General features: G+C 68.0%; 21 protein-coding genes. 5 read left to right on the top strand and 16 right to left on the bottom strand.

From position 1 onward, the window contains the following. Positions 1 to 39 precede the first annotated feature (39 nt). Together BHS09_RS17865 and murJ are read right to left on the bottom strand one after the other, a co-directional pair. A complete protein-coding gene (locus BHS09_RS17865; RefSeq protein WP_140791582.1) occupies positions 40 to 1,983 on the bottom strand; it encodes a S1 RNA-binding domain-containing protein in 1,944 nt (647 codons plus the stop codon). A 272-nt stretch (positions 1,984 to 2,255) separates the two neighbouring features. Then, positions 2,256 to 3,953 (bottom strand): murein biosynthesis integral membrane protein MurJ, encoded by a 1,698-nt coding sequence (gene murJ, locus BHS09_RS17860; RefSeq protein WP_140791580.1) that lies wholly within the window; start codon positions 3,951 to 3,953, stop codon positions 2,256 to 2,258. 105 nt (positions 3,954 to 4,058) lie between these two features. Here murJ and encB point away from each other — a divergent pair, with 105 nt between their 5' ends. From encB to BHS09_RS17835, 5 genes are all read left to right on the top strand, one after another. Continuing rightward, the gene (encB, locus tag BHS09_RS17855; RefSeq protein ID WP_174258812.1) at positions 4,059 to 4,538 is read left to right on the top strand and encodes an encapsulin nanocompartment cargo protein EncB; all 480 of its coding nucleotides are present in this window, start codon (positions 4,059 to 4,061) and stop codon (positions 4,536 to 4,538) included. Between the two features lie 46 nt (positions 4,539 to 4,584). Beyond that, the gene (gene encA, locus BHS09_RS17850) at positions 4,585 to 5,448 is read left to right on the top strand and encodes an encapsulin nanocompartment shell protein EncA (protein ID WP_140791576.1); all 864 of its coding nucleotides are present in this window, start codon (positions 4,585 to 4,587) and stop codon (positions 5,446 to 5,448) included. Positions 5,449 to 5,478: 30 nt separating this feature from the next. After that, positions 5,479 to 6,903: a sigma-54-dependent transcriptional regulator gene (locus BHS09_RS17845; protein ID WP_140791574.1), complete on the top strand. Its 1,425-nt coding sequence runs from the start codon at positions 5,479 to 5,481 to the stop codon at positions 6,901 to 6,903. Between the two features lie 76 nt (positions 6,904 to 6,979). After that, the gene (locus BHS09_RS17840; protein WP_174258811.1) at positions 6,980 to 8,017 is read left to right on the top strand and encodes a peptidoglycan DD-metalloendopeptidase family protein; all 1,038 of its coding nucleotides are present in this window, start codon (positions 6,980 to 6,982) and stop codon (positions 8,015 to 8,017) included. Positions 8,018 to 8,112: 95 nt separating this feature from the next. Beyond that, complete coding sequence (locus BHS09_RS17835) at positions 8,113 to 9,408, top strand: hypothetical protein (RefSeq protein ID WP_140791572.1); 1,296 nt, start codon at positions 8,113 to 8,115, stop codon at positions 9,406 to 9,408. Positions 9,409 to 9,451: 43 nt separating this feature from the next. Here BHS09_RS17835 and rsmI read toward each other — a convergent pair whose 3' ends face one another. The 14 genes from rsmI to sdhA form a co-directional block, all read right to left on the bottom strand. Beyond that, the gene (gene rsmI / locus BHS09_RS17830) at positions 9,452 to 10,282 is read right to left on the bottom strand and encodes a 16S rRNA (cytidine(1402)-2'-O)-methyltransferase (protein ID WP_140791570.1); all 831 of its coding nucleotides are present in this window, start codon (positions 10,280 to 10,282) and stop codon (positions 9,452 to 9,454) included. Positions 10,283 to 10,294: 12 nt separating this feature from the next. Next, positions 10,295 to 10,675, bottom strand: a complete 381-nt coding sequence (locus BHS09_RS17825; RefSeq protein ID WP_140791569.1) for a YraN family protein — start codon at positions 10,673 to 10,675, stop codon at positions 10,295 to 10,297. A 50-nt stretch (positions 10,676 to 10,725) separates the two neighbouring features. After that, positions 10,726 to 12,627, bottom strand: coding sequence for an ATP-binding protein (locus tag BHS09_RS17820; protein WP_140791567.1), 1,902 nt, complete (start codon positions 12,625 to 12,627; stop codon positions 10,726 to 10,728). 81 nt (positions 12,628 to 12,708) lie between these two features. Then, positions 12,709 to 13,092 (bottom strand): 50S ribosomal protein L19, encoded by a 384-nt coding sequence (gene rplS, locus BHS09_RS17815; RefSeq protein WP_140791565.1) that lies wholly within the window; start codon positions 13,090 to 13,092, stop codon positions 12,709 to 12,711. A 117-nt stretch (positions 13,093 to 13,209) separates the two neighbouring features. Beyond that, the gene (trmD, locus tag BHS09_RS17810; RefSeq protein ID WP_140798426.1) at positions 13,210 to 13,953 is read right to left on the bottom strand and encodes a tRNA (guanosine(37)-N1)-methyltransferase TrmD; all 744 of its coding nucleotides are present in this window, start codon (positions 13,951 to 13,953) and stop codon (positions 13,210 to 13,212) included. Then, positions 13,950 to 14,516, bottom strand: coding sequence for a ribosome maturation factor RimM (gene rimM / locus BHS09_RS17805; protein ID WP_140798425.1), 567 nt, complete (start codon positions 14,514 to 14,516; stop codon positions 13,950 to 13,952). The genes trmD and rimM overlap by 4 nt, the downstream gene beginning before the upstream one ends. Beyond that, complete coding sequence (locus BHS09_RS17800) at positions 14,513 to 14,797, bottom strand: KH domain-containing protein (protein ID WP_140798424.1); 285 nt, start codon at positions 14,795 to 14,797, stop codon at positions 14,513 to 14,515. Before BHS09_RS17800 ends, rimM begins: the two co-directional genes overlap by 4 nt. Before the next feature lie 11 nt (positions 14,798 to 14,808). Then, entirely contained in the window at positions 14,809 to 15,069 is a 261-nt protein-coding gene (gene rpsP, locus BHS09_RS17795) for a 30S ribosomal protein S16 (RefSeq protein WP_011553574.1), read from the bottom strand. A 90-nt stretch (positions 15,070 to 15,159) separates the two neighbouring features. After that, entirely contained in the window at positions 15,160 to 16,296 is a 1,137-nt protein-coding gene (gene rlmN, locus BHS09_RS17790) for a dual-specificity RNA methyltransferase RlmN (RefSeq protein WP_140791559.1), read from the bottom strand. A gap of 197 nt (positions 16,297 to 16,493) precedes the next feature. Then, a complete protein-coding gene (ndk, locus tag BHS09_RS17785) occupies positions 16,494 to 16,931 on the bottom strand; it encodes a nucleoside-diphosphate kinase (RefSeq protein WP_140791557.1) in 438 nt (145 codons plus the stop codon). Positions 16,932 to 16,964: 33 nt separating this feature from the next. Next, a complete protein-coding gene (gene sucD, locus BHS09_RS17780; RefSeq protein ID WP_140791556.1) occupies positions 16,965 to 17,864 on the bottom strand; it encodes a succinate--CoA ligase subunit alpha in 900 nt (299 codons plus the stop codon). A gap of 29 nt (positions 17,865 to 17,893) precedes the next feature. Beyond that, complete coding sequence (gene sucC / locus BHS09_RS17775) at positions 17,894 to 19,054, bottom strand: ADP-forming succinate--CoA ligase subunit beta (RefSeq protein ID WP_140791555.1); 1,161 nt, start codon at positions 19,052 to 19,054, stop codon at positions 17,894 to 17,896. A 286-nt stretch (positions 19,055 to 19,340) separates the two neighbouring features. Next, entirely contained in the window at positions 19,341 to 20,150 is an 810-nt protein-coding gene (sdhB, locus tag BHS09_RS17770; protein ID WP_140791553.1) for a succinate dehydrogenase iron-sulfur subunit, read from the bottom strand. A gap of 44 nt (positions 20,151 to 20,194) precedes the next feature. Then, positions 20,195 to 22,072 carry a succinate dehydrogenase flavoprotein subunit gene (gene sdhA / locus BHS09_RS17765; protein ID WP_140800704.1) on the bottom strand — a complete coding sequence of 626 codons (1,878 nt, stop codon included), beginning with the start codon at positions 22,070 to 22,072 and terminating at the stop codon, positions 20,195 to 20,197. Between the last annotated feature and the right edge of the window lie 121 nt (positions 22,073 to 22,193).

Raw genomic sequence — 22,193 nt, 5'->3', positions numbered from 1 at the left:
GCTGACCACATCAACGGAATCAGCGCTGGAGACAGGGAATTACTTGCGCGCCTTGCTGAGCAGATCCGCGAAGGTGCCGAAGCCCTTCTTGCCCGCGCCCTGCGGCTGCTGCGTCTTCTGCCAGGCCTCCACCTCGGCGCGCTCCTCCGCGCGGATGGCGGCGGTGACGGACAGGCGGATCTTCCCGGACGCGTCGATGTCCAGGATGGCCACCTTCACCTCCTGGCCCAGCGAGTAGTGCTTGCGCAGGTCGGTGCCACGCTCGGTGCCCGTCTCGCTCGCGGGCAGCAAGCCCTTGCCGCCCGGGAACGCGAGGAACACGCCGTAGGGCTCGATGCGATCCACCTTGCCCACGACGACCTGGCCCACCTTGGGACGGGGCGCGGCGGGCTGCGCCGGAGCGGCGGCCTCCGCTGCGGCGGGCGCCGAGCGCTCCTCGGGAGGACGCTGCGCCTCTTCCTCGGAGATGCGACGCAGGCCGATGCGCTTCTCCTGCGTGTCGATCTTCTCCACCGACACCCAGATGCTCTCCCCTTCCTTCACCACGTCGCGCGGGTGCGCGATGCGGCGGTCGCTGAGCGCGGAGATGTGGACCAGACCGTCCACGCCCGGACGCAGCTCCACGAAGGCGCCGAACTGCTGCAGGCGGACGACCTTGCCCTGGACGCGGTCGCCTTCCTTGATTTCGGACAGCGCCTTCTGGAACGGATCTTCCTGGCGCGAGCGCATGGACAGCGTGATGCGCTCCTTCTGCTTGGACTTGTCCGGCGAGTTGGGCTGGCCGGCCTCCATGCGGAGGATTTCGACCTCGACGTCGTCACCGACCTTCACCACGTCGCTCGGGTGACCGACGCGGGTGTACGAAAGCTCGGAGACGGGAATCATGCCCTCCACGCCGCCCAGGTCCACGAACACGCCGAAGTCGCGCACGCCGGTGACCTTGCCCTTGACGATCTTGCCCTGGGCCAGGTTCTTGCGCGTCTCCGCGGCCAGCTGACGCTGCTCGTCCTCCAACAGCGCGCGGCGCGACAGCACCACGTTGCGCTCGCGGACCTCGCTCACGCGGAACTGGAGCTTCTCGCCGATGAACTGGTCCGGCTTCTCCACGTAGCGCAGGTCCAGCTGGCTGATGGGGCAGAACGCGCGGATGTCACCGATGGCGACCTCCACACCGCCCTTGTTCACGCTCAGCACCAGTCCCTCGACGGGCATGCCGGAAGCGCGGGCCTCGGCCAGCAGGGCCAGGTTCGCGCTGCCCTTGGCCAGCGCGCGGCTGAGGAGGATGCCCTTGGCGCCCACCTCCACCACGTGCGCGTCGATGGTGTCACCCACGCCGAAGCGCAGGATGCCCTCATCGTCCTTCAGCTCGCGAAGCTCGATCATCGCTTCGCTCTTGGCAGCGCCTTCCACCGACACGAACGCGGTATCCGCGCCGAGCTGGAAGATGGTGCCACGGACCTTCTCGCCCACGCGCAGGCCCTTGCGGCTGGGCGTTCCACCCTCCTTGGCCTGCGCCTCGAACATCTCGGCGAAGGACTGGGCCTCGGGGACTTCCTCATACAGCGCGCTGGTCGGCGCCGGCGTCGGCGTCACCGGACGCGGCGTGGGGGCCGGCGTCGCGGCGGAGGACTCGGCGGCGGCGGTCGTCTCCTCGGCCGTCGCGGTCGCCTCGGCGGGAGCATCCCCCACCGGGCCGCGCGTCTCGATGGCACCCGACGCCCGCTTCACGACAACCATGGGGCCCGACGGACGACGGTCGCCTCCGCCACGGCGCTCGCCCCCGCCACGGGGACCCCGCTCGTCGCGCGGCGCACCACCCGCCGGACGCGGCTGGGCCTCGCGCTCGCCACGGCCACTGCCGCCGCGCTCGCCTCCACGGCCACCGCCACGTTGTTCGCCCCGACCGCCCTCGCTGCGAGCTCCCCCGGAAGGGATGCCGAGCATCACGTCACCGAAGGTGGCCTTCGGCTTCTTGGGACCCATCCCGCCAGAATTGGAACCGTTCTTCTCGTCGCTCACTGCGAGACCTTCCTGAAGCGAATTCGACCCTGGCTTCCCGAGAAGCCGGGCCCCGGTGAAAAAGGCGGCGCACTCTACACGCGCGCCATGTCCGGAGGAAGCCAGATGACGCACATGTCTTTGACGCCAACGCTCCGTCCATAACGGAGGCACCGCGTCAGAGCATCCCGGACCCGATGATTGCAACACCAAATAGCGGCCGCTCGCCGGGCAGGGAGCCAAGCAATCCCCGGCGGTTAGCGCACCAGACGCAGCTTCCGCCCCACCTTGCGCAACACCGTTCCCGCCTCCGGGATGCCCAGGGCCGCTGACATCCCGAAATAAACAGCACCGAACGGAAGCGCCACCGCTGCGAAGCCCAGAACAGGGTGCAGGCGCGGCGGCATCAGGAAGCCTCCCCCCCACTCCGCCGTCACGCCGGGCATCGGCCCGAGCAGCGAGGTGAGGCCCACCTTGATGCCCACCGCCACCAATCCAGCCACTACCGCGGCGCCCCACAAGCGAGGCAGCAGTCCAGACGGGACGCCGACCGGCCCCAGCTGCTTCACCAGCTTGCGGCGCAGCAGTCCCGCCTCCAGCCAGGCCACCAGGCCACTGGCCAGGGTGAGGCCCACGGCGCCCAGGTACTGCGGCACCCCGAGCCAGCCCGGCAGCCGCAGGCCCAGCACCCATGCGCCCAGGGTGCCCACCAGCACGCGTACCACCGCGAAGCGCAGCGGCGTCTTCGGGTCCTTCAGAGCATAGAAGGCGGAGGCATAGAGGCGGCCCACCGTGGAGGCCACCAACCCCAGCGCCGCCCCCATGAGCAGGTACCAGAGGTAGCGCGAGTCCGCCGCATCGAAGCGCCCCGTCTGCAGCAACGCCGCCGCCACCATGTCCCCCAGGAAGAGGAAGGCCGCCGCCGACGGGACGACCCAGAAGCAGATGCGGCGTGCGCCTCCGTCGATGCGTTGGCGCAACCTGGCGGCCACGTCGGCGCCCTCCCCCGTGGCGCGCGACATCTCCGGCAGCTCCGCCGCGGACACCGCCATCCCAAAGAGGCTCACCGGGATGAGGTAGATGGTCTGCGCGTAGAGCAGCGAGGACAGCGCGCGATTGGAGATGAGTGACGCGAAGGCCGTGTCCACCCAGGCGCTGAACTGGACCACGCCGCGCCCCAGCACCACCGGCCCGAAGTTCTTCAGCACCTGCCGCACGGGCTCCGCCGCCAGCGACAGCGTCGGGCGGAAGCGGCCCAGCAACTTGAGGACGGAGGGCACCTGCACCGCGAACTGGAGGAAGCTGCCCAGCACCACAGCGTAGGCCAGCACCGAGACCAACGCCTCTTCCTCGTAGCGGCCTCCCGCGGCCACCAACGCGGCGATGATGACCAGGTTCCAGACGACGGGCGCCAGGTACGAAAGGAGGAAGCGCCGATGGCTGTTGAGGATGCCCAGGCACCAGGCGCTCAGCACCAGCATGCCTGTGCCGGGGAAGAGGATGCGCACCAGGTGGACGGCCAGCTCCCGCTCCTGTCCCCGGAAGCCAGGCGCGATGGCATCCACCAGCAGCGGGGTGAACACCATGCCCAGCGCCACCACCAGCGCCGTGACCAGGGACAGGATGCCGAAGACGGCGCCCGCGACCCGGTCCGCCGTCTCCGTGTCCTTGCGGCCCAAGAGCTGCGCGTAGACGGGGATGAACGAGCCGGAGAGGACGCCCTCGCCGAACAGGTTCTGCAGGAAGTTGGGAATGCGCAACGCCGCCTTGAAGACGGCCGCGGCCTCCGCGTTGCCCAGGTAGTGAGCGAAGACGCGCTCGCGCACCAGGCCCATCAGCCGGGAAGCAAGGATGCCGGCCGCTACCAGCGCGGCGCCCCCCCCTGAACGCTCGGGACGAGGAGGCGCGACCGGCGCAATCGGCGGGGGCGGAGACTCGGGCGAGGACGTGGTCACGAGAGCGGCGGACTCTACGCGGGCCGTTCGGTGTCATGAAGCCCGAAACCCCGTCCCCCTGTTTCGCTTGACGCCGAACCCCCTGGATTGCAAGGGTCCATTCCAATGGCCGGCCCTCCCGACAGTGACTTGGACGACGTGGCGCGCATCCGCCTCGTGCTGGCACGTGAGCTGGAGACGATCAACGAGTACGAAGCCTACGCTCGTGCCTCCTCCCACCCGGAGGTCCGCGCGTTCTTCCAGCACCTGGCCGCCGAGGAGAAAGAGCACGTCTCCGAGGCCGTTCACATGCTCCGCATGTTGGACAGTGGTCAGAACGACCACTTCGCCAAGCCCTTCGTCCCCGGTCATTTCCAGGCCGCCGAGCCCCCCGCCCCCACCCCCGCCTCCGTCCATGTGCCCGCACCGGACGGCCCGGCTTTCTCCGTCAACGGCCGCAACGGCCGGCTCCCCTCCGAGCCGCCAACGTCCCTGCCGCCCCAGCGGCTGCTGTACGGCCTGCCCGCGCCGCCGCCCGCCGTGGAGTCGCACCCGCTCACCGTGGGTTCGCTGCGCCGGGGTGGTGGTTCCGGCAGCGGTCGCTGAAGCTTTCTTCCCCCTTCTCTAGTCGATGCCTCTGGAGCCCCATTTCATGCCTGACTTCCTTGGACATGCCGAGAACCCGCTCCGCGAAGAGGAGTGGGCGCGTCTGAACGAGACTGTCATCCAGGTCGCCCGGCGTTCGCTGGTGGGCAGGCGCATCCTGGACATCTACGGGCCGCTGGGCGCCGGGGTGCAGACGGTGCCCTACGACGAGTTCCAGGGCGTGTCGCCCGGCGCCGTGGACATCGTCGGCGAGCAGGAGACCGCGATGGTCTTCACCGATGCTCGCAAGTTCAAGACCATCCCCATCATCTACAAGGACTTCCTGCTGCACTGGCGCGACATCGAGGCCGCGCGCACGCACAACATGCCGCTGGACGTGTCGGCCGCCGCCGGCGCCGCCGCGCTGTGCGCGCAGCAGGAAGACGAGCTCATCTTCTACGGTGACGCGCGGCTGGGCTACGAAGGCCTGATGACGGCCAACGGCCGGCTCACGGTGCCGCTGGGTGACTGGACGTCGCCGGGTGGTGGGTTCCAGGCCATCGTCGAGGCCACGCGCAAGCTCAATGAGCAGGGCCACTTCGGCCCCTACGCCGTCGTCCTGTCGCCGCGGCTGTACTCGCAGCTGCACCGCATCTACGAGAAGACGGGCGTGCTGGAGATTGAGACCATCCGCCAGCTCGCGTCGGACGGCGTCTACCAGTCCAACCGCCTGCGCGGGGACTCCGGCGTGGTGGTGTCCACCGGCCGGGAGAACATGGACCTCGCTGTGTCCATGGACATGGTGGCGGCGTACCTGGGCGCGTCGCGGATGAACCACCCGTTCCGCGTGCTGGAGGCGCTGCTGCTGCGCATCAAGCACCCGGACGCCATCTGCACCCTGGAGGGCGCCGGCGCCACGGAACGTCGCTAGTTCCGATCGCCCGCGGTCACGACTTCCACCATGGCCAAGGTCCTGGTCATCGACGACGAGGCGAACCTCCGCAAGGTGCTCGCCACGATGCTGCGCCGGGACGGCTTTGACGTCACCGTGGCGGAGAACGGCGAGCAAGGGCTCGCCGAGTTCCACAAGAACGGCGCGGACATCGTGGTGACGGACCTGGTGATGCCCAAGGTGGGCGGCATGGAGGTGCTCGGCACCATCCGCGCCGCCAACCCGGACGTCCCCGTCATCATCATCACCGCGCATGGCACGGTGGACTCCGCCGTGGACGCCATCAAGGCGGGCGCGTTCGACTACATCACCAAGCCCTTCGATCAGGCGGAGTTGTCCTCCGTCGTCGCCAAGGCCGCGAAGACGAACGAGAGCGCCCGCCGCTCCGTGCGCCCGGACGTGAAAGCGCGCGCAGCCATCATCGGCGACTCGTCGACGATCCAAGAGGTCTACAAGATCATCGACAAGGTGGCGGACACGCCGTCCACGGTGCTCATCACCGGAGAGAGCGGCACCGGCAAGGAGCTCATCGCCACCGCGTTGCACGGGGCCTCCAGCCGCCGCGACAAGCCGTTCATCAAGATCAACTGCGCCGCCATTCCCCACACGCTGCTGGAGAGCGAGCTCTTCGGCTACGAGCGCGGGGCCTTCACCGGCGCCGTCACGTCCAAGCCCGGCCGCTTCGAGCTTGCCGACGAGGGCACCCTCTTCCTGGACGAGATCGGCGAGATTCCGGTGGAGATGCAGGTGAAGCTGCTGCGCGCGCTCCAGGAGGGCGAGTTCGAGCGCGTGGGCGGAATCAAGACGACGCGCGTGGACGTGCGGCTCGTGGCCGCCACCAACCGCGACCTCCAGGCGGAGATTGAAGCCGGCCGCTTCCGCAAGGACCTCTACTACCGCCTGGCGGTGGTCCCCATCTCCCTGCCCGCCCTGCGTGAGCGCCGCAGCGACATCCCCATGCTCGCCCGGCACTTCGTGGAGAAGTACAACCGGCGCCTCAACAAGAAGATTGAAGGCATCGCCGACGACGCCATGGCCCTGCTCCAGGGCTACGCGTGGCCGGGCAACATCCGCGAGCTGGAGAATCTCATCGAGCGCGTGCTCCTGTTCGCAGACGGGCCCCTCATCACCGCCCGCGACCTGCCGGAGCCGGTCCGCCAGGGAACGAGCGTCCAGGCGGGCGCCAACCTAGCCAGCGCGGTGGCCTCCATCGACGTTCCCACGGGGGAAGTCGGCCTGAAGGACATCGTCCGGATGAAGGCCGCCGAGCTCGAGCGGGACCTCATCGTGAAGAAGCTCGAGGAGACGGGTGGCAATGTCACCCGGGCCGCTCGCCTGCTTCAAATCAGCCGCAAGTCACTCCAGACGAAGATGAAGGAGTTCGGCTTGCGCGACACCACACCAGACGGGCAGGAAGACGGCCCGGACGAATAGACCGCGAGGAGGCGGAATTCCGCTTCTCGCGCGTCGGTTCCGGGCCCGCCCACCCATTCCAACTCAGGGAGCTTGTATGCGGCCGAACCTTCCCACCCTCGGTGCCCCTCCGAAGCGCAGTCCCTTCGGCACGGTGGTCGCCGTGTCACTCATCCTCGGCGGTGCCGCCGGCGGCGTGTGGTGGTGGAAGCAGCGGATGGTTCAGGCGACGGAAGAGGCCGCGGCCCAGATGCCCAACGCCGTCCCCGATGCGGGCGCCGTCGCCGCGGCGCCCACGCCGGCACCCGTGGCCACGGACCCGGTGAAGGCCGCCGGCCTGGAGCGCGTGTCGGTGAGCATCAACGGCCCCCTGGAGACCGCGCTCGTCAACGCCGCTGGCTCGGACGTGGGTCCGGCGCTGGCGCAGGTGGTGACGCGCACCCTGGTGTGGTGGGTCTCCGTCCCCGGGGAAATCCTCCGCGGTGACACGCTGGAGGTGCTCTACCAGCGCCGCACCAATGAGGAGCCCCTGGTGCACGCGGTGCGCTTCACCAGCGCCAAGCTGGGCAAGACGATGAGCGCGTACCGCTACCAGGGCAGCGGCGAGCCCAATGCCCGGTACTACCTGTCCGGCGGCGACGAGCTGGAGCTGAGGCTGGAGCGCTCCCCCATCGACGACTACGAGCAGGTGACGTCCCTGCTCCGCGACGGCCGCAAGCACAAGGGCGTGGACTTCCGCACCCCGGTGGGCACGCCCATCAAGGCCCCCTTCAACGGCGTGGTGAAGCGGAAGAACTGGAACTTCAGCAGCAACGGCAACTGCATCGAGCTGGTGGAGTCGGGCGGCAAGGGTCGCCGCGCGCTCTTCCTCCACCTGGACGAGGTGGACAAGAGCGTCAAGCCGGGCACCCGGTTCTCCGTGGGGCAAGTCATCGCCAAGAGCGGCAACACGGGCCGCAGCTTCGCCCCCCACCTCCACTACCAGCTCATGACGCAGGATGACCGGGTGCTGGACCCCTACGACCAGCACAAGACCTACCGCCGCTCACTGGCCGCGCAGCACCGGTCGGGTTTCGAGGCGGAGATGCGCCGGATGGACGGGTTGCTGAGCGCGTCCGTGGTGGCCGGCAAGTAAAAGCCACCCGTTTCTTGACACTCCTTCGACGGCACGGCTAGCTGGAAGCCCCCGGGCTTGCCGGAAGGCCGGGGAGATTTGCCGTCGGAGGTCGGATGCACAGGCTTCGCGTCGTACTTGCCGCGCTGACGCTGGGCGCGCCGTTCGCCGCCACCGCGGCGGACATCACCCGGATTGCGTCGTCGCTTGAGGAGGACGACCCGTTCGACCTCTTCATCGACGTCGGCTTCGAGCGCACGCAGAACCGCGCGAAGATCATCCGCGAGCAGTTGGCCCCCGCCGGGCAACCGGGGGGCCGCGTGGATGCGTCGGAGCTCTGGTACAAGGGCGTGGACGCCCGGCTCAACCTGGAGCTGTCCGTCGGCCTCTACAGGGACCTGGAGTTCTCCTTCGCCCTGCCCGTCGTCTTCTCGCAGAACGAGCGCTGGGACTTCACGTCCAACTCGTCGCCCGAGACGTCCACCATCACCAACAACTGCCTGAACGCCAACGGCTCCGCCATCCCGGGCTGTCTGGAGGGCTCGGCACCGGGCAACGCCCTGTTCGACGTACCGCAGGAGAGCTTCCGCGGCGGCCTGGGCAACATGCGCTTCGGCCTGGCCTACGCCTTCTTCAACCAGGAGAAGGACGAGACGAAGCCCACCTGGATTGTCGGCCTGGAGTACGAGGCCCCCACCGCGAAGCTGCGCGACGCGGCCGCGGACACCACCGATTCGGACAACCGCGGCAACATCGGCGACCGCGTCCACAAGTACCAGCTCTACACGGCCTTCTCGCGCCGCATCGGTGCGGCAGAGCCGTACTTCAAGGCGCACTACACCATCCCCGTGCGCGGTCCGGGCGCCTACTCCAACTGCGCCCAGGCCGAGTCCAACCCGGACAACCTGGGCGCCCCGGGCAACTGCTTCACGGGCCCGTGGAACCGCAAGGAGACGGGCATCAACGCCCCTCACACCGCGGGAATGCTCTTCGGCGTGGAACTGGTGCCCTTCAACCGGCCAGCGAAGTCGCAGCGCTTCGCCCTGGACGTCCGAGGCATTGGCAACTACGTGGGCAGCGGCCGCTACTACAACGAGCTGAGCGCCGCCCTGCGCAAGCTGCTCACCTCCGAGGACTACTTCCAGGTGGGTGGCATGCTGGGCGTCACCGCGAACGCGTCGAAGGCCTTCCAGATTCGCGCGTCCGGCATGTTCCTCTACAACACCAACCACGCCATCACGGCCGAGGAGCCGGGGCGTGACGTGAACAACGACGGCGCCGTGGACCTTGCGCTCAACTCCCCCGAGCTCAACCCCAACTTCGACTGGCGCTATGACCTGGTGTCCCGCCGCTTCCGCGCGGTGGAGAGCACCACGTTCCGCTTCGACCTGAGCGCCACGTTCAGCTTCTAATGAGTGGCCCGGTGGGCGCCGATGACGGCGCCCACCCAGGGACTCAGCGCTTCAGCGAAAGCCCCAGCCGGTAGACGTCCTGACCGGCCCAGCCCGCGCGGCGGGCCAGCTCGGTGCTCAGCGCCTTGAGCTTCTCGCCGCGAGACAGCCCTTCCTCCAGGGCCCGGCGCAGTTCCTCCTCGGACCAACGCGTCTCGCCAGTGCGGCCTTCCACCAGCACCACCACCTCGCCGCGGGGCTCTTCCGCCGCGTAACGCGCGGCCAGCTCGGACAAGGTGCCCCGAGCGAACTCCTCGTGCAGCTTCGTCAGCTCCCGCGCCACGCACGCGCGCCGGTCGCCCCAGGCGTCGAGCAGGTCGGGCAACGTCTCCGACAGACGGCGTGGGGACTCATAGAGCACCAGGGTGGCGGACAGCTGCGCCACTTCCTCCAGCATCGCCCGGCGCTCGGCGCCCTTGCGCGGGAGGAAGCCCAGGAAGTGGAAGCGCCCCGTGGGCAATCCAGAGGCGCTCAGCGCCGCGACCAGCGCCGTGGGGCCTGGCACCGGCACCACCGTCAATCCGCGCTCCAGCGCCTCGGATACCAGCTTCTCGCCCGGGTCGCTGATGGCGGGGCTGCCCGCGTCGGTCACGAGCGCGCAGTCCTCCCCTTCCCCTATCCGGTCCAAGATGCGTCCGGCGCGCTGCCCTTCCGCGAAGGCAGGCAGGCTCACCAGGTCCTTCCCGCCAATGCCGAAGTGGTCGAGCAGCACCCGCGAGTGCCGCGTGTCCTCACACGCGATGAAGCGCACCGCGCGCAGGGTGTCCAACGCGCGCGACGTGACGTCCCCCAGGTTCCCGATGGGCGTCGCCACCAGATAGAGCGTTCCAGCCATGGCGTCGTCCTCTCACATCCCCGCGTCGAAGGCGCCAGGGATGTGCTCCACGGTGGCGCGCTCCCCGCGCCCCACCACCGAAATCACGTCGAAACGGAGCATCCGTCCACGCAAGTCATGCGCGAACAGGTACCGAAGCGCCGCCTTCACCACCCGGCGCTGCTTGGCGAAAGACACGCTGTGGGAGGGGTCGCCCCAGGTGGCCGTGGAGCGCATCCGCACTTCCACGAAGCACACCAGGTCGTCACGTTCGGCGACCACGTCCAGTTCCCCGAAGCGGCAGGTCCAGTTGCGATGCCGCACCCGCCACCCCTGCGCCTCCAGGAAGCGCACAGCCGCCTCCTCCCCCGCATTCCCGTACTCCCGCCGCTCAGCCGGCGCCGCCCGTCGCATCCACCCCTCCCCTGACGGCCCTCCCACTGGAGGCAACCCGCCACGTCGCCTCAGACGTTAACGGGGCCGTCCGACATCTGCGCGAAGCCCGGGTGCGAGGTGACGTGCAGCACCTGCGTCAGCGTGCCCAGGTGCTTCAGCATCCGGGCGATGAGGGGCAGCTTCACCTCCTCCATCCCCGTGAAGACGTCCTCCAACAGGAAGGGACGCTTCACGCGGGCGCTCGTCTTCTCCACCACCGTCAGCCGCAGGGCCAGGTAGTACAGGTCCAAGTCCTTCGCGGGGAGCTCGCCCACCGGCACCCGCCGGCCCGCCGTCAGGGCAAAGGCCTTGCCCTCGCGGTCCCACTCAATGCCCTGGTACCGCCGGTCCGTGAGCGCGGTGAGGTACTGGACGCACCGCTCCTTCAGCATCGCCTGCACGGACAGGATGTCCGTGGTGAACACGTCCGCCGCCTGGGACAGCAGCACGGGCGACGGATCCTCCAGCGTCTCCACGGGCACGGAGCCATCCGGGCCCGGCGCGGCTGGTGGCGGGGGCGCCTTGGCCAGGGCAATGGACTCCTTCAGCCGCCCCATCTCACGCTCCACCTCGCGCATGTCGCGGACGTACGTGCCCTTCTGCGTCAGCTCCTCGTTGAGCGCCTCTGCCTCCGCCTTCAGCGACTGCACCTGGGCGGCCGCCGCGAGGTAGTCCGGATCCGACTCCATCGTATGCAACTGGTCCCTCAGCTCCGCGACGCGCGCGCCCAGCAGCTCCTTGCGCTCCAGGGCCGGGGCGATGCCGTCCAACTCTTCCACGTCGAGCGCCTTCTGCGCCATGCGCAGCGGCGCGGCTTCCGCCTCGTACTCCTCGAGGATCTTCTTCTCCCGGATGTCGAAGCGGTTCTCCTTGCTGCCATGGCGCGTGGCCTTCTGCAGGTCATCCACGTAGCGCAGCGCCAGGAAGGCCGCGACGCCGAAGGCCGGGATGTCCAGCAGCGCCAGATAGCGGAAGGTCCGGTCCACACCGAAGCCCAGGCCCATGGCCAGCGCCAGGAACAGCACTCCCGCGCCCAGGCCGGCCCAGAACCCCATGTTCTGCGTCAGGGGTGGCACCGAGGCGGGACGCGCCTCCGCCTCGTTCTCCCGGTCCGCGTTGAGGCGCGCCAGGGCCTCGTCACGTCGGGCAATCACCTTGGGGTGGCGCTTCAGGCGATTCACGATGTCCTGGGGCAGCCCCAGGGACTCGGGTGTCGGCGCCGCGCGCCAGGCGGCCTCGGCCTCGGCGATGGCCACCTTGAGCCCCTCGGTGCCCTTCAGCCGCTGCTCGGCGTCGAAGATCTGGGAGGCCACGCCATCCGCCTTGAACTGAAGGCTGTCCACCTCCGTGGAGGCGCTCAGCTCCTGCTCCAGCGCGCGCAGCTTCGCCTCGGCGGCGGGGATGTCCTCCGCGGGCAACACCGTGGACGCGGACGCCAGCGACGGGTACCTGCCGGACGTCTTGGGGTCCACCTTCGCCGCGGCGGCAGCGGACTTCCTCGGGCGTCGCGAGGGAAGCTGCGCGGACTGAAGGCAGTACACCTGCTCGAACGTGGTCTTCGGTGGAAGTCCCGCCTGTCCGCGAAGGAACTGGCTGATCTCCGACGCATCCGACGAGACGAGCTCCGGCTGCTGTGTCGTGGGATTCATCCGGTGCAACGTCCCGGAGCCGCCGAGGTCGCGCAGCACGCGGTACGTCACCCCATCCACTCCGACGAACGTCAGGGCCGCCTTGCCAGACTTCGCACCGGAAGCGATGAAGCTGGCATCACTGCCGCGCCCGTCCGCGAAGAGCAGCGCGAGGGAAAGGCCCGCCAGGGGGCTCGACTCCGCCGAGGGCGGTTTGAGGACGAGGTATCCCGCCTTCAGGGCAAAGCGCCCCGCGGGGGAGAAACCGCGGACGTTCTGGACGGCGACTTCAGCGAATTGCATGGCCCGCGCATGTTAGCGCGAATGAAAAAAGGAGCGTCCGGGATCGGACGCTCCTTTTCACTGCCGAGACGCTGAAAGCGCTCAGGAGGCCGAGGCGGCCTTCTTGGCGGGCTTCGGCTCTTCGATGACGTCGACGCGCGCCGCCTTGCCCTTGAGGTCACGGAGGTAGAACAGGCGCTTGCGGTTCACGTCACCGCGCGACAGGACCTCGATCTTCTCGTAGCGGGGGCTGTGCAGCGGGAACACGCGCTCCACGCCGACGCCGAAGGAGAGCTTGCGCACCGTGAAGGTAGCGCGGTGGGCGCCCTTGGTCTTCCGGATGACGATGCCCTCGAACGCCTGCACGCGCTCCTTCTCGCCCTCCTTGACCTTCCAGTGGACGCGCACGGAATCACCGGTATTGAACACGGTGACATCCTGGCGCAGGAACTTGGCCTCGATGTGCTGAATGGCGGCGTTGCGCATGACAAACTCCGGAAAAACTTGAACTGACGCGATGGTCGCGTGAAGAGCGGGCCGTACTAACAGAGAGAGCGGTGTCGGACAAGCCCTGATGATCCAACCCGCTAGCAACGCTCAGGGTTACAGCTCTTCCTCCCGCCGGGCCAGAAGTTTCTGGTCGGCCTTCGACAACGCCACGCGGGCATACAGGTCCGGGCGACGCGCATGGGTGAGCACCAACGACTTCCAGCGCCGCCAGCGGGCAATCCGCGCATGGTCTCCGGACTGGAGGGCGGCCGGCACCTCGACGCCCCGGAAGACAGGCGGGCGGGTGTACTGGGGATGCTCCAGCAGACCTTCCTCGAAGCTCTCCGTGACGGACGAGTCCACGTTGCCCAGCACCCCGGGCACCAGCCGCGCCACCGCGTCCACCACCGTCATGGCCGCCAGCTCGCCGCCGGTGAGGACGAAGTCACCCATGGACAGCTCCCCGTCGAGGTGCGCCATCACCCGCTCGTCCACGCCCTCGTAGCGGCCGCAGACCAGGATGAGCCCCGGCTCGTGACGGACCAACTCACGCGCGGTAGTCTGGGTGAAGGTGGGCCCTCGGGGGCTCATGAGCAGCACCCGTGCGCCCGGATGCCGCGCCTTGGCCGCCTCGATCGCGGCGACCAGGGGCTCCGGCTTCATCACCATGCCGGCGCCACCGCCGTAGGGCGCGTCGTCGGTGACGCGGTGCTTGCCCTCGGCGTACTCGCGGATATCGGTGACGGTGGTGGCCAGCAGGCCCTTCTCCTGAGCCTTCCCGAGGATGCTGGCCCCCAGGTAACCGGTCACCATGCCGGGGAACAGCGTGAGGATCTCCACCGGATACGGTGGGCTCATTCCGCGTCCTCCGGGCCTCCACCCGACTCGGCACCCTTGCGTCCCGCATCCACGTACTCGGGCGGACGGATGACGATTCGCCGCGCTTCGATGTCCACGGTGGGGACGAACTCGTCGGCGAAGGGAACCACCAGTTCCTCGCGCCCGGAAGCGCGAATGACCAGGTTGGGCACCTCGCCGGTGGCCCAGATCTCCTCCACCCGGCCCAACGCGTTCCCGTTGGCGTCCACGGCATCGAGCCCCACCAGGTCACCCTGGAAGAACTCGCCCTCCGCGGGCGGCTCCAGATCCTCGCGGAAGACGAACACCTTGGCGCCCACGAGCGCCTCCGCGTCTTCCCGCGACTCCACGCCCTCGAGGACCACGATGTCCTCCTTGGGCGTGGGCCTGAGCGCCTCCAGCCGCATCTCCCGCTCCACACCGGCGCGCGTCCGCACCCAGATGCGATCGACGGTGTCGAGCGTCTCCGACGCCGGATCCAACGCGCGAATGGCGACCTCGCCACGCAGCCCGTGAGCGCGCGCGACGTATCCCAACTCCAGATAGAGACTGGTGGCCGTCACTGCGCGAAGTCCGGCGCGACCGGAGCGCCTGCTGCATTGCGCCGGTCGTCGAGAATCTCCAGGCGGACCTTCTGCCCGGACTTCTGTGCGGCGGCATTGAGCAGCGTCCGGAGGGCATTCACGGTGCGCCCGTCACGGCCGATGACCTTGCCGACGTCCTCGGCGGAGACCTTCAGCTCGAAGAGCCGGGCCCCTTCCGCCTCGGAAATGCGCAGGCTGACCTGGTCAGGATGATCGACCAGGGCCCGCGCCAGATAGTTGAGAAGCTGCTCCACGTCCACTCGGGCGTGGCTCAGACCGCGGGAGCGGGCTTGGCCTTACCGGCGACCTTGATCAGGTCCGCAACGGTCTCAGACGGCGTCGCGCCAGTCTTCAGCCAGTAGTTGAGGCGCTCCTCGTTGAACTCCACCTTCGGCGGCTCCTGGTTCGGGTCGTACGCGCCCACGGCCTCGATGAACTTGCCGTCCCGGGGGTTGCGGGAATCGGTGGCGACCACGTGGTAGTACGGCTTCTTCTTGACGCCCGCGCGGGCAAGACGGAGGACTACGGCCATTGAATGCTCTCCAACGAACAGGAAACGTCTTAGGAAAGGGGTGGCGCTCTTAACGCCGCTCCCGCTGGATTGTCAAGGAAGCTCGGGACCTTATGTCGTACTGTCGGCCCCGGCTTGTGTCTCGCCGCGATTGGCGAGCTGCCCGCAGGCGCCGGCGATGTCCCGGCCCCGGTTCCTGCGGATGTAGGCGGCGACATGGCCGTCCGCGAGGATCGCGCGGAATTCCTCCGCCCGCTCCTCGCCAGTGGTGTGGAACCCCAAACCGGGATTCTCGTTGTAGGGGATCAAGTTCACCTTCACCGGGATGCCCTTGAGCAGCTCGATGAGCCGGTGCGCGTCCTCGTCCGCGTCGTTGAAGCCCTTGATGAGGACGTACTCGAAGGTGATGCGGCGGCCCTGACGCAGCGGGAACTTCCGGCAGGCGTCCAACAGGGCCGCGATGTTCCACTTGCGGTTGACGGGCATCGTCTTGCTGCGCTGCTCGTCGGTGCTGGCGTTGAGGGAGATGGCCAGCTTGACGTCCGTCTCCTTGCCGAAGCGCTCAATCATCGGCACCAGCCCCACGGTGGAGACAGTGATGTGCCGGTGACTGAAGTTCGGCCCGTCCTCGGACTGGAGGATGGAGAGCGCCGTCTTGAGGTTCTCGAAGTTGTGCAGCGGCTCCCCCATCCCCATGAACACCAGGTTGGAGAGCGGGCGCAGCGTCTCGTGGCCCTCGTTCTTGCGGACCTCGCGGTTCACCGCGTGGACCTGGGCCACAATCTCGCTGGGGGTCAGGTTGCGCTTGAGCCCCATGGTGCCCGTCATGCAGAAGCCGCAGGCCATGGCGCAGCCCACCTGCGTGGACACGCACAACGTCCGGCGGTCCTCGGTGGGCATGTAGACGGATTCGATGAAGCGCCCGTCCCGCGTCTTCCACCGGTACTTGATGGTGCCGTCGATACTGCGCAGCTCGCAGTCCTTCACCAGGGGGATGATCTCCGACCGCGCCTTGAGCTTCTCGCGAAGGACCTTGGAGAGGTCCGTCATCTCGTCGAACGAGGTGGCGCCGCGCTGGTGCAGCCAGCGGTAGAGCTGCGGGGCACGGAAGGCGCGCTCACCCAGCTCCTCGGTGACGAAGCGCGACAGCGCCTCCAACGACAGACTGGCAACGTCCACCAGCTTGGCGGGCGCGGGAGCCGGCAGCGGCTCGGTGACTGGCAGGGAGGTGGCGGAGGTCTCTGACATCGTCGTTGCGCTTAACGGTGGGCCCAGGGGCGTCCCTTCCCACACCTGGGCACGGCAAGTCAAAGGAGCCCATGCTCCCCTGCCCGCCTCGTGGACACTACCCGGTTCGTCTCCTGAAAGAACAGCGGCCCGGGCCCGCGCCTTCTGAAGCGCGGACACCGGGCCAGGGACAGCGGCCCCGCCAGGGGGCCGGCCGGCTACTTCTGGTACGGGTAGGCGTGGATCTCCGTCTCCCGGAAGAAGTACGCGATCTCAATCTTCGCGTTCTCCAGGCTGTCGGAGCCGTGCACCGTGTTCTTGTCGATGCTGGTGGCGAAGTCCTTGCGGATGGTGCCCTCGGCCGCCTGCGCGGGGTTGGTGGCGCCCATGATGTCCCGGTTGCCCAGGACCGCGTTCTCACCTTCCAGCACCATCAGGACCACCGGGCCGGAGATCATGAACTGCACCAGGTCCTTGAAGAAGGGCCGGGCCTTGTGGACCGCGTAGAAGCCCTCGGCCTGAGCCTGGGACAGCTGCTGCAGGCGGATGGCGACCGGCTTCAGCCCCTTCTCCTCGAAGCGGCTGATGATCTTCCCGATGACGCCCTTCTCCAGGCCGTCCGGCTTGATGATGGACAGCGTACGCTCAATCGCCATGTGACTGGCTCCTTCTCGTGTTTTCGTTGGGGTTTAGCGCTTCTTCGGAGCGCCCCGCTTGAGGGCCTCCTGAAGGGTGGTGCCCAGCTCGGCGGGGCTGGCGGCCATCAGGATGCCCGCGGCCTCCATGGCCTTGATCTTCTCGGTCGCAGTGCCCTTGCCGCCGGAGATGATGGCGCCGGCGTGGCCCATGCGCTTGCCCGGGGGCGCGGACTGGCCCGCGATGAACCCGGCGATGGGCTTGGTGAACTCGCGCGCGACGTACTCGGCGCCCTGCTCCTCGGCGTCACCGCCGATTTCGCCAATCATGATGACGGCGTCGGTGTCCGGGTCCGCGTTGAAGAGCTTCAGCACGTCCACGAAGTCCGTGCCGTTGACCGGGTCACCGCCGATGCCCACGGCGGTGGACTGGCCCAGGCCCAGCTGGGTGAGCTGGTGCACGGCCTCGTAGGTCAGCGTGCCGGAGCGGGACACCACGCCGATGCGGCCCGGCTTGTGGATGTGGCCCGGCATGATGCCGATCTTGCACAGCGCGCCGGGGGTGATGACGCCCGGACAGTTGGGGCCCACCAGCCGGACGCCCGGCTTGCCCTGCAGGTAGCGCTTGGCGCGCACCATGTCGTTGACGGGGATGCCCTCGGTGATGGTGATGATGAGGGACACGCCCGCGTCAGCGGCCTCCATGATGGAGTCAGCGGCGAAGGGGGGCGGCACGAAGACCACGGACGTGTTCGCGCCCGTCGCCTTCACCGCCTCGGCCACCGTGTTGAACACGGGGACCTTGCCCTCGAACGTGGTGCCGCCCTTGCCCGGAGTCACACCGGCGACGAGCTTCGTGCCGTACTCGAGCATCTGCTTCGCGTGGAACGAACCCGCCGAGCCGGTGATGCCCTGGCAGAGGACCTTCGTGTTTTCGTTGACGAGGATGGCCATGGCGTTCTTTCAGGAAAGAGTGCGCGGGATTACTTCACCGCGGCGACGGCCTTCTCCGCCGCCTGACGCAGGTTGTCCGCCGGGGTGATGGCGAGGCCGGAGTTGCTCAGCAGCTCCTTGCCCTTCTCCACGTTGGTGCCTTCCAGCCGCACCACGAGCGGAACCTTGAGCTGGACCTCCTTCGCCGCGGCGATGATGCCCTCGGCGATGACGTCGCACTTCATGATGCCGCCGAAGATGTTGACCAGCACCGCCTTCACGGCCGGGTCCGCCAGGATGAGCTTGAAGGCCGCGGTGACCTTCTCCTTGTTGGCGCCGCCGCCCACGTCCAGGAAGTTGGCCGGGCTGCCGCCCACCAGCTTGATGGTGTCCATGGTGGCCATGGCCAGGCCCGCGCCGTTCACCATGCAGCCGATGTTGCCATCCAGCGCGATGTAGGCCAGGTCCCACTCCTTGGCCTGGATCTCACGGGGCTCCTCTTCGGCCAGGTCGCGGTACTCCAGCAGGTCCTTGTGCCGGTAGAGCGCGTTCTCGTCGAAGGTCACCTTCGCGTCGAGCGCCACCACGCCGCCATCCTTCAGGATGACCAGCGGGTTGATCTCCACGAGCGAGGCGTCCGTGTCGATGAACATCCGGTACAGCGCCGAGCAGAACTGCGCGAACTTGTTCACCGTGGGGCCCGACAGGCCCAGCCCGAAGGCCAGCTTGCGGCCCTGGAAGTCCTGGAAGCCCACGGCCGGGTCCACCGACTCGCGGAGGATCTTCTCCGGGTGCTTCTCCGCCACTTCCTCAATCTCCACGCCGCCCTCGCGGGAGGCCATGAAGGTGATGCGGCTGGTGGCGCGGTCCAGCGTCACGCCCAGGTACAGCTCCTGGCCAATGGCGAGACCTTCTTCGATGTAGACCTTGTGGACCGTCTGGCCTTCCGGCCCGGTCTGGATGGTCTTGAGCTTCATGCCAAGCATCTGCTTGGCCAGCTCCTTGGCTTCCGCGGGGCTCTTGGCCAGCTTCACGCCGCCGCCCTTGCCGCGACCACCCGCGTGGATCTGGGCCTTCACGACGACCACGGAAGTGCCGAGTTCCTTCGCGGCGGCCTCCGCTTCGTTGGCGGAAAGAGCGAGGATGCCCTTCGGCGTGGGCACGCCGTACTTCCGGAAGATTTCCTTGCCCTGGTACTCGTGGATCTTCATCGAGGCTCCGGTGGAGACGAGGGAGACAGCCTGAATAGAGGCGTCAGCGCCGGGCCCTCATTGCGCAGAAAACGACGGAGTGCAAGACCGTTTGACCCCGGTACACCTGCACCGTCCGACAGGGTGCATGGCAGATAACCAGGGATGTCCGCGAAGATGAGGCTTCCTTCACTACGGAACGAGCCACGGACACCCAAACGGCGGCGGCCCCGCCCGGCGTCGCAGTTGGACGCCGGCCCGGGGCCGCTTGAAGCCAGAGAAAGCCTAGAAGCCGCGGGCGAGCGCCCTACCCCGGACCGCTGCCGTGGGCCTTGGGGGCTTCGTCCTGGAAGAAGATGTCCTTGATGGTGAGCTTGGTCACCTCGCGGTTCATCACCGCGATGGACGTGACGAGCGGAATCTCCTTCGGGCAGACCTTCACGCAGTTCTGCGCCTTGCCGCAGTCCTGCACGCCGCCGGGCCCCATGAGCGAGCGCACGCGCTCCTCGGAGTTCATCTTGCCCGTGGGGTTCATGTTGAACAGGCGGGCCTGGCTGATGGCCGCCGCGCCCACGAAGTCGTTCTCCTGCGTCACCTGGGGGCACGCCTCCAAGCAGCTTCCGCAGGTGATGCACGTGGACAGCACGTACATCACCGACTGGTCCACGGGCGACTGGCGCTGACCCGGCCCCAGGTTGTGCGTCCCGTCGATGGGCACCCAGCCCTTGATGCGCTTGAGCGCGTCGAACATGCGGTCGCGGTTCACCGTGAGGTCACGCACCACGGGGAACTTGCTCATGGGCTCCAGCGTGATCGGCTGCTCCAGCTTGTCGATCAGCGCCGAGCAGGCCATGCGCACGCGGCCGTTGATGTTCATGGCGCAGCTGCCGCAGATCTCCTCCAGACATGCGGCGTCCCAGATCACCGGGGCCACCTTCTTGCCCTCCACGGTGACGGGGTTGCGCTGGATCTCCATCAGGCACGAGATGACGTTGGCGCCCTTCACATAGGGAACCTTGAACTCATCGAAGTGGCCTGGCTTCGCGGGATCATCCTGCCGCCAGATGCGGAAGGTGATGGTCTTGGTGGTGACAGCGGATGCTTGTGCATTGTCCATGTGGCTCGACCCTTCACTTCCAAATCGGTTGAGTGGTTCCCGTCTCAGGCGTACCAGCGCGGCTCGGGGTCCAGCACGGGCGTGGGGATGTCCTCGTAGTGGATCTTCGGGCCGGCCTCGCTGTACGTCGCGACGGTCGTCTTCGCCCACTTCTCGTGGCGCGCACGCCACAGGCTCATCCACTCCGGGTCCTGCGTCGGGTCCTTCGTCTTCGGTTCGGGCAGCGAGAAGTCCGGCTTGTAGTGGGCGCCACGGCTCTCGTCGCGGAGCAACGCGCTGGTCGCGATGACCTCGCCCAGCTCGAACATGTTCCACAGCTGGTTGGTGTACGACAGCGCGCGGTTGGCCACGTTGCCCGTGTCCAGCACGTTGACGTTCTTCCAGCGCTCCTTGAGCTCGCGGATCTTCTCGATCGTCTTCTTCAGACGGTCGTTGTAGCGCACGACGGTGCAGTTCTCCGTCATGGTCTCGCCCAGCTCCTTGGCGAGCCCGTACGGGTTCTCCGCGCCACTCATCTTGATCATGGTGGCGAAGCGGTCCTGCCAGTACTGCCTGGCGGCCTGGAAGTGCTTCTCCGGCATCGCCGCGGCGCTGGTGCCCTGGCTCTTGGCGAAGGACGCCATGGCCGGGCCGCCGATCATGCCGGAGTAGATGCACGACAGCAGCGAGTTGGCGCCCAGGCGGTTCGCGCCGTGGAAGGCGTAGTCCGCCTCGCCCGCGGCGTAGAGGCCGGGGATGGTGGTGGACTGGTTCTTGGGGCTGCCCTCGGCCGGCGTCAGCGTCTTCGAGTCGGCCTCGAAGTTCACGTACAGGCCGCCCATGGAGTAGTGCATGCCCGGGAAGATGACCATGGGCACCTTGCGCGGGTCGTCACCGACGAACTTCTCGTAGATCTCCATGACGCCCTTGATCTTGGCGTCGAGCACCGCCGCGGGGATGTGCGTGACGTCCAGGTACACGCCGTCCCGGCCGTTGATGCCCATGCCCAGCTCGCGGCAGACCATGAAGATCTCGCGGGTGGCCACGTCGCGCGGCACCAGGTTCTTGTACTTGGGGTACTTCTCCTCCAGGAAGTACCAGCGCTCCGCCTCCGGGATCTGCTGAGGCGCCCGCGTGTCGCCCTTCTTGCGGGGCACCCAGACGCGGCCGCCCTCGCCGCGCACCGACTCGCTCATCAGGCGGAGCTTGTCCTCGCCCGGAATCGACGTCGGGTGCACCTGGATGAACTCACCGTTGGCGTAGTGCGCGCCCTCCATGTAGGCGCGGCCCGCGGCGGTGCCGGTATTGATGATGGAGTTGGTGGAGCGTCCGAAGACGATGCCCGGACCACCCGTGGCCAGGCAGACGGCCTCGGCCGGGAAGGTACGGATCTCCATGGTGCGCAGGTCGACGGCCACGCTGCCAATGCAGCGCCCGCTGTCGTCCTTCACCGTGCCGAGCCACTCCCAGTACTCGTACTTGGTGACCTTGCCCTCGGCCTCGTAGCGGCGGACCTGCTCGTCCAGCGCGTACAGCAGCTGCTGGCCGGTGGTGGCGCCGGCGAATGCCGTGCGGTGGTGAAGCGTGCCGCCGAAGCGGCGGAAGTCCAGCAGACCTTCCGGCGTGCGGTTGAACGTCACGCCCATACGGTCCAACAGGTAGATGATGCCGGGCGCCGCGTGACACATGCCCTTCACGGAGACCTGCTCCGCGAGGAAGTCGCCGCCTCGCAGCGTGTCCTTCACGTGGATGTCCGGGTGGTCACCTTCGCCCTTGGTGTTCACCGCGCCGTTGATGCCACCCTGGGCACAGACGGAGTGGGAACGCTTCACCGGGACGAGCGAGAGCACATCCACCTGGTGGCCCGCCTCAGCGAGCTTGATCGTCGTCATCAGCCCGGCGAGACCGCCGCCCACCACCGTGAACCGCGCTGCTGCTGCCATCATCGTCTCCTTGACTGCCGGACGCCGGACACTGCTCGGTTGAGCCGGCCCGCCAGGTGGCGCGCCAGGGCCCAGACGTCCCGTGCGAGTTCTACAGGCTAGTTAACTTGGTGAAAACGCG

Source organism: Myxococcus xanthus, assembly GCF_006402735.1.
GTDB classification, from domain to species: Bacteria; Myxococcota; Myxococcia; order Myxococcales; family Myxococcaceae; genus Myxococcus; species Myxococcus xanthus_A.
This window is presented reverse-complemented; position numbering and strand designations above follow the sequence as displayed.

What these genes read in the sequence shown, in the direction of transcription:
- BHS09_RS17865 (WP_140791582.1), bottom strand. Translation starts at nt 1,983, where the DNA reads ATGGGTCCCAAGAAGCCGAAGGCCACCTTCGGTGACGTGATGCTCGGC.
- encB (WP_174258812.1), top strand. Translation starts at nt 4,059, where the DNA reads ATGGCCGGCCCTCCCGACAGTGACTTGGACGACGTGGCGCGCATCCGC.
- encA (WP_140791576.1), top strand. Translation starts at nt 4,585, where the DNA reads ATGCCTGACTTCCTTGGACATGCCGAGAACCCGCTCCGCGAAGAGGAG.
- BHS09_RS17845 (WP_140791574.1), top strand. Translation starts at nt 5,479, where the DNA reads ATGGCCAAGGTCCTGGTCATCGACGACGAGGCGAACCTCCGCAAGGTG.
- BHS09_RS17840 (WP_174258811.1), top strand. Translation starts at nt 6,980, where the DNA reads ATGCGGCCGAACCTTCCCACCCTCGGTGCCCCTCCGAAGCGCAGTCCC.
- BHS09_RS17835 (WP_140791572.1), top strand. Translation starts at nt 8,113, where the DNA reads ATGCACAGGCTTCGCGTCGTACTTGCCGCGCTGACGCTGGGCGCGCCG.
- rsmI (WP_140791570.1), bottom strand. Translation starts at nt 10,282, where the DNA reads ATGGCTGGAACGCTCTATCTGGTGGCGACGCCCATCGGGAACCTGGGG.
- BHS09_RS17825 (WP_140791569.1), bottom strand. Translation starts at nt 10,675, where the DNA reads ATGCGACGGGCGGCGCCGGCTGAGCGGCGGGAGTACGGGAATGCGGGG.
- BHS09_RS17820 (WP_140791567.1), bottom strand. Translation starts at nt 12,627, where the DNA reads ATGCAATTCGCTGAAGTCGCCGTCCAGAACGTCCGCGGTTTCTCCCCC.
- rplS (WP_140791565.1), bottom strand. Translation starts at nt 13,092, where the DNA reads ATGCGCAACGCCGCCATTCAGCACATCGAGGCCAAGTTCCTGCGCCAG.
- trmD (WP_140798426.1), bottom strand. Translation starts at nt 13,953, where the DNA reads ATGAGCCCACCGTATCCGGTGGAGATCCTCACGCTGTTCCCCGGCATG.
- rpsP (WP_011553574.1), bottom strand. Translation starts at nt 15,069, where the DNA reads ATGGCCGTAGTCCTCCGTCTTGCCCGCGCGGGCGTCAAGAAGAAGCCG.
- rlmN (WP_140791559.1), bottom strand. Translation starts at nt 16,296, where the DNA reads ATGTCAGAGACCTCCGCCACCTCCCTGCCAGTCACCGAGCCGCTGCCG.
- ndk (WP_140791557.1), bottom strand. Translation starts at nt 16,931, where the DNA reads ATGGCGATTGAGCGTACGCTGTCCATCATCAAGCCGGACGGCCTGGAG.
- sucD (WP_140791556.1), bottom strand. Translation starts at nt 17,864, where the DNA reads ATGGCCATCCTCGTCAACGAAAACACGAAGGTCCTCTGCCAGGGCATC.
- sucC (WP_140791555.1), bottom strand. Translation starts at nt 19,054, where the DNA reads ATGAAGATCCACGAGTACCAGGGCAAGGAAATCTTCCGGAAGTACGGC.
- sdhB (WP_140791553.1), bottom strand. Translation starts at nt 20,150, where the DNA reads ATGGACAATGCACAAGCATCCGCTGTCACCACCAAGACCATCACCTTC.
- sdhA (WP_140800704.1), bottom strand. Translation starts at nt 22,072, where the DNA reads ATGGCAGCAGCAGCGCGGTTCACGGTGGTGGGCGGCGGTCTCGCCGGG.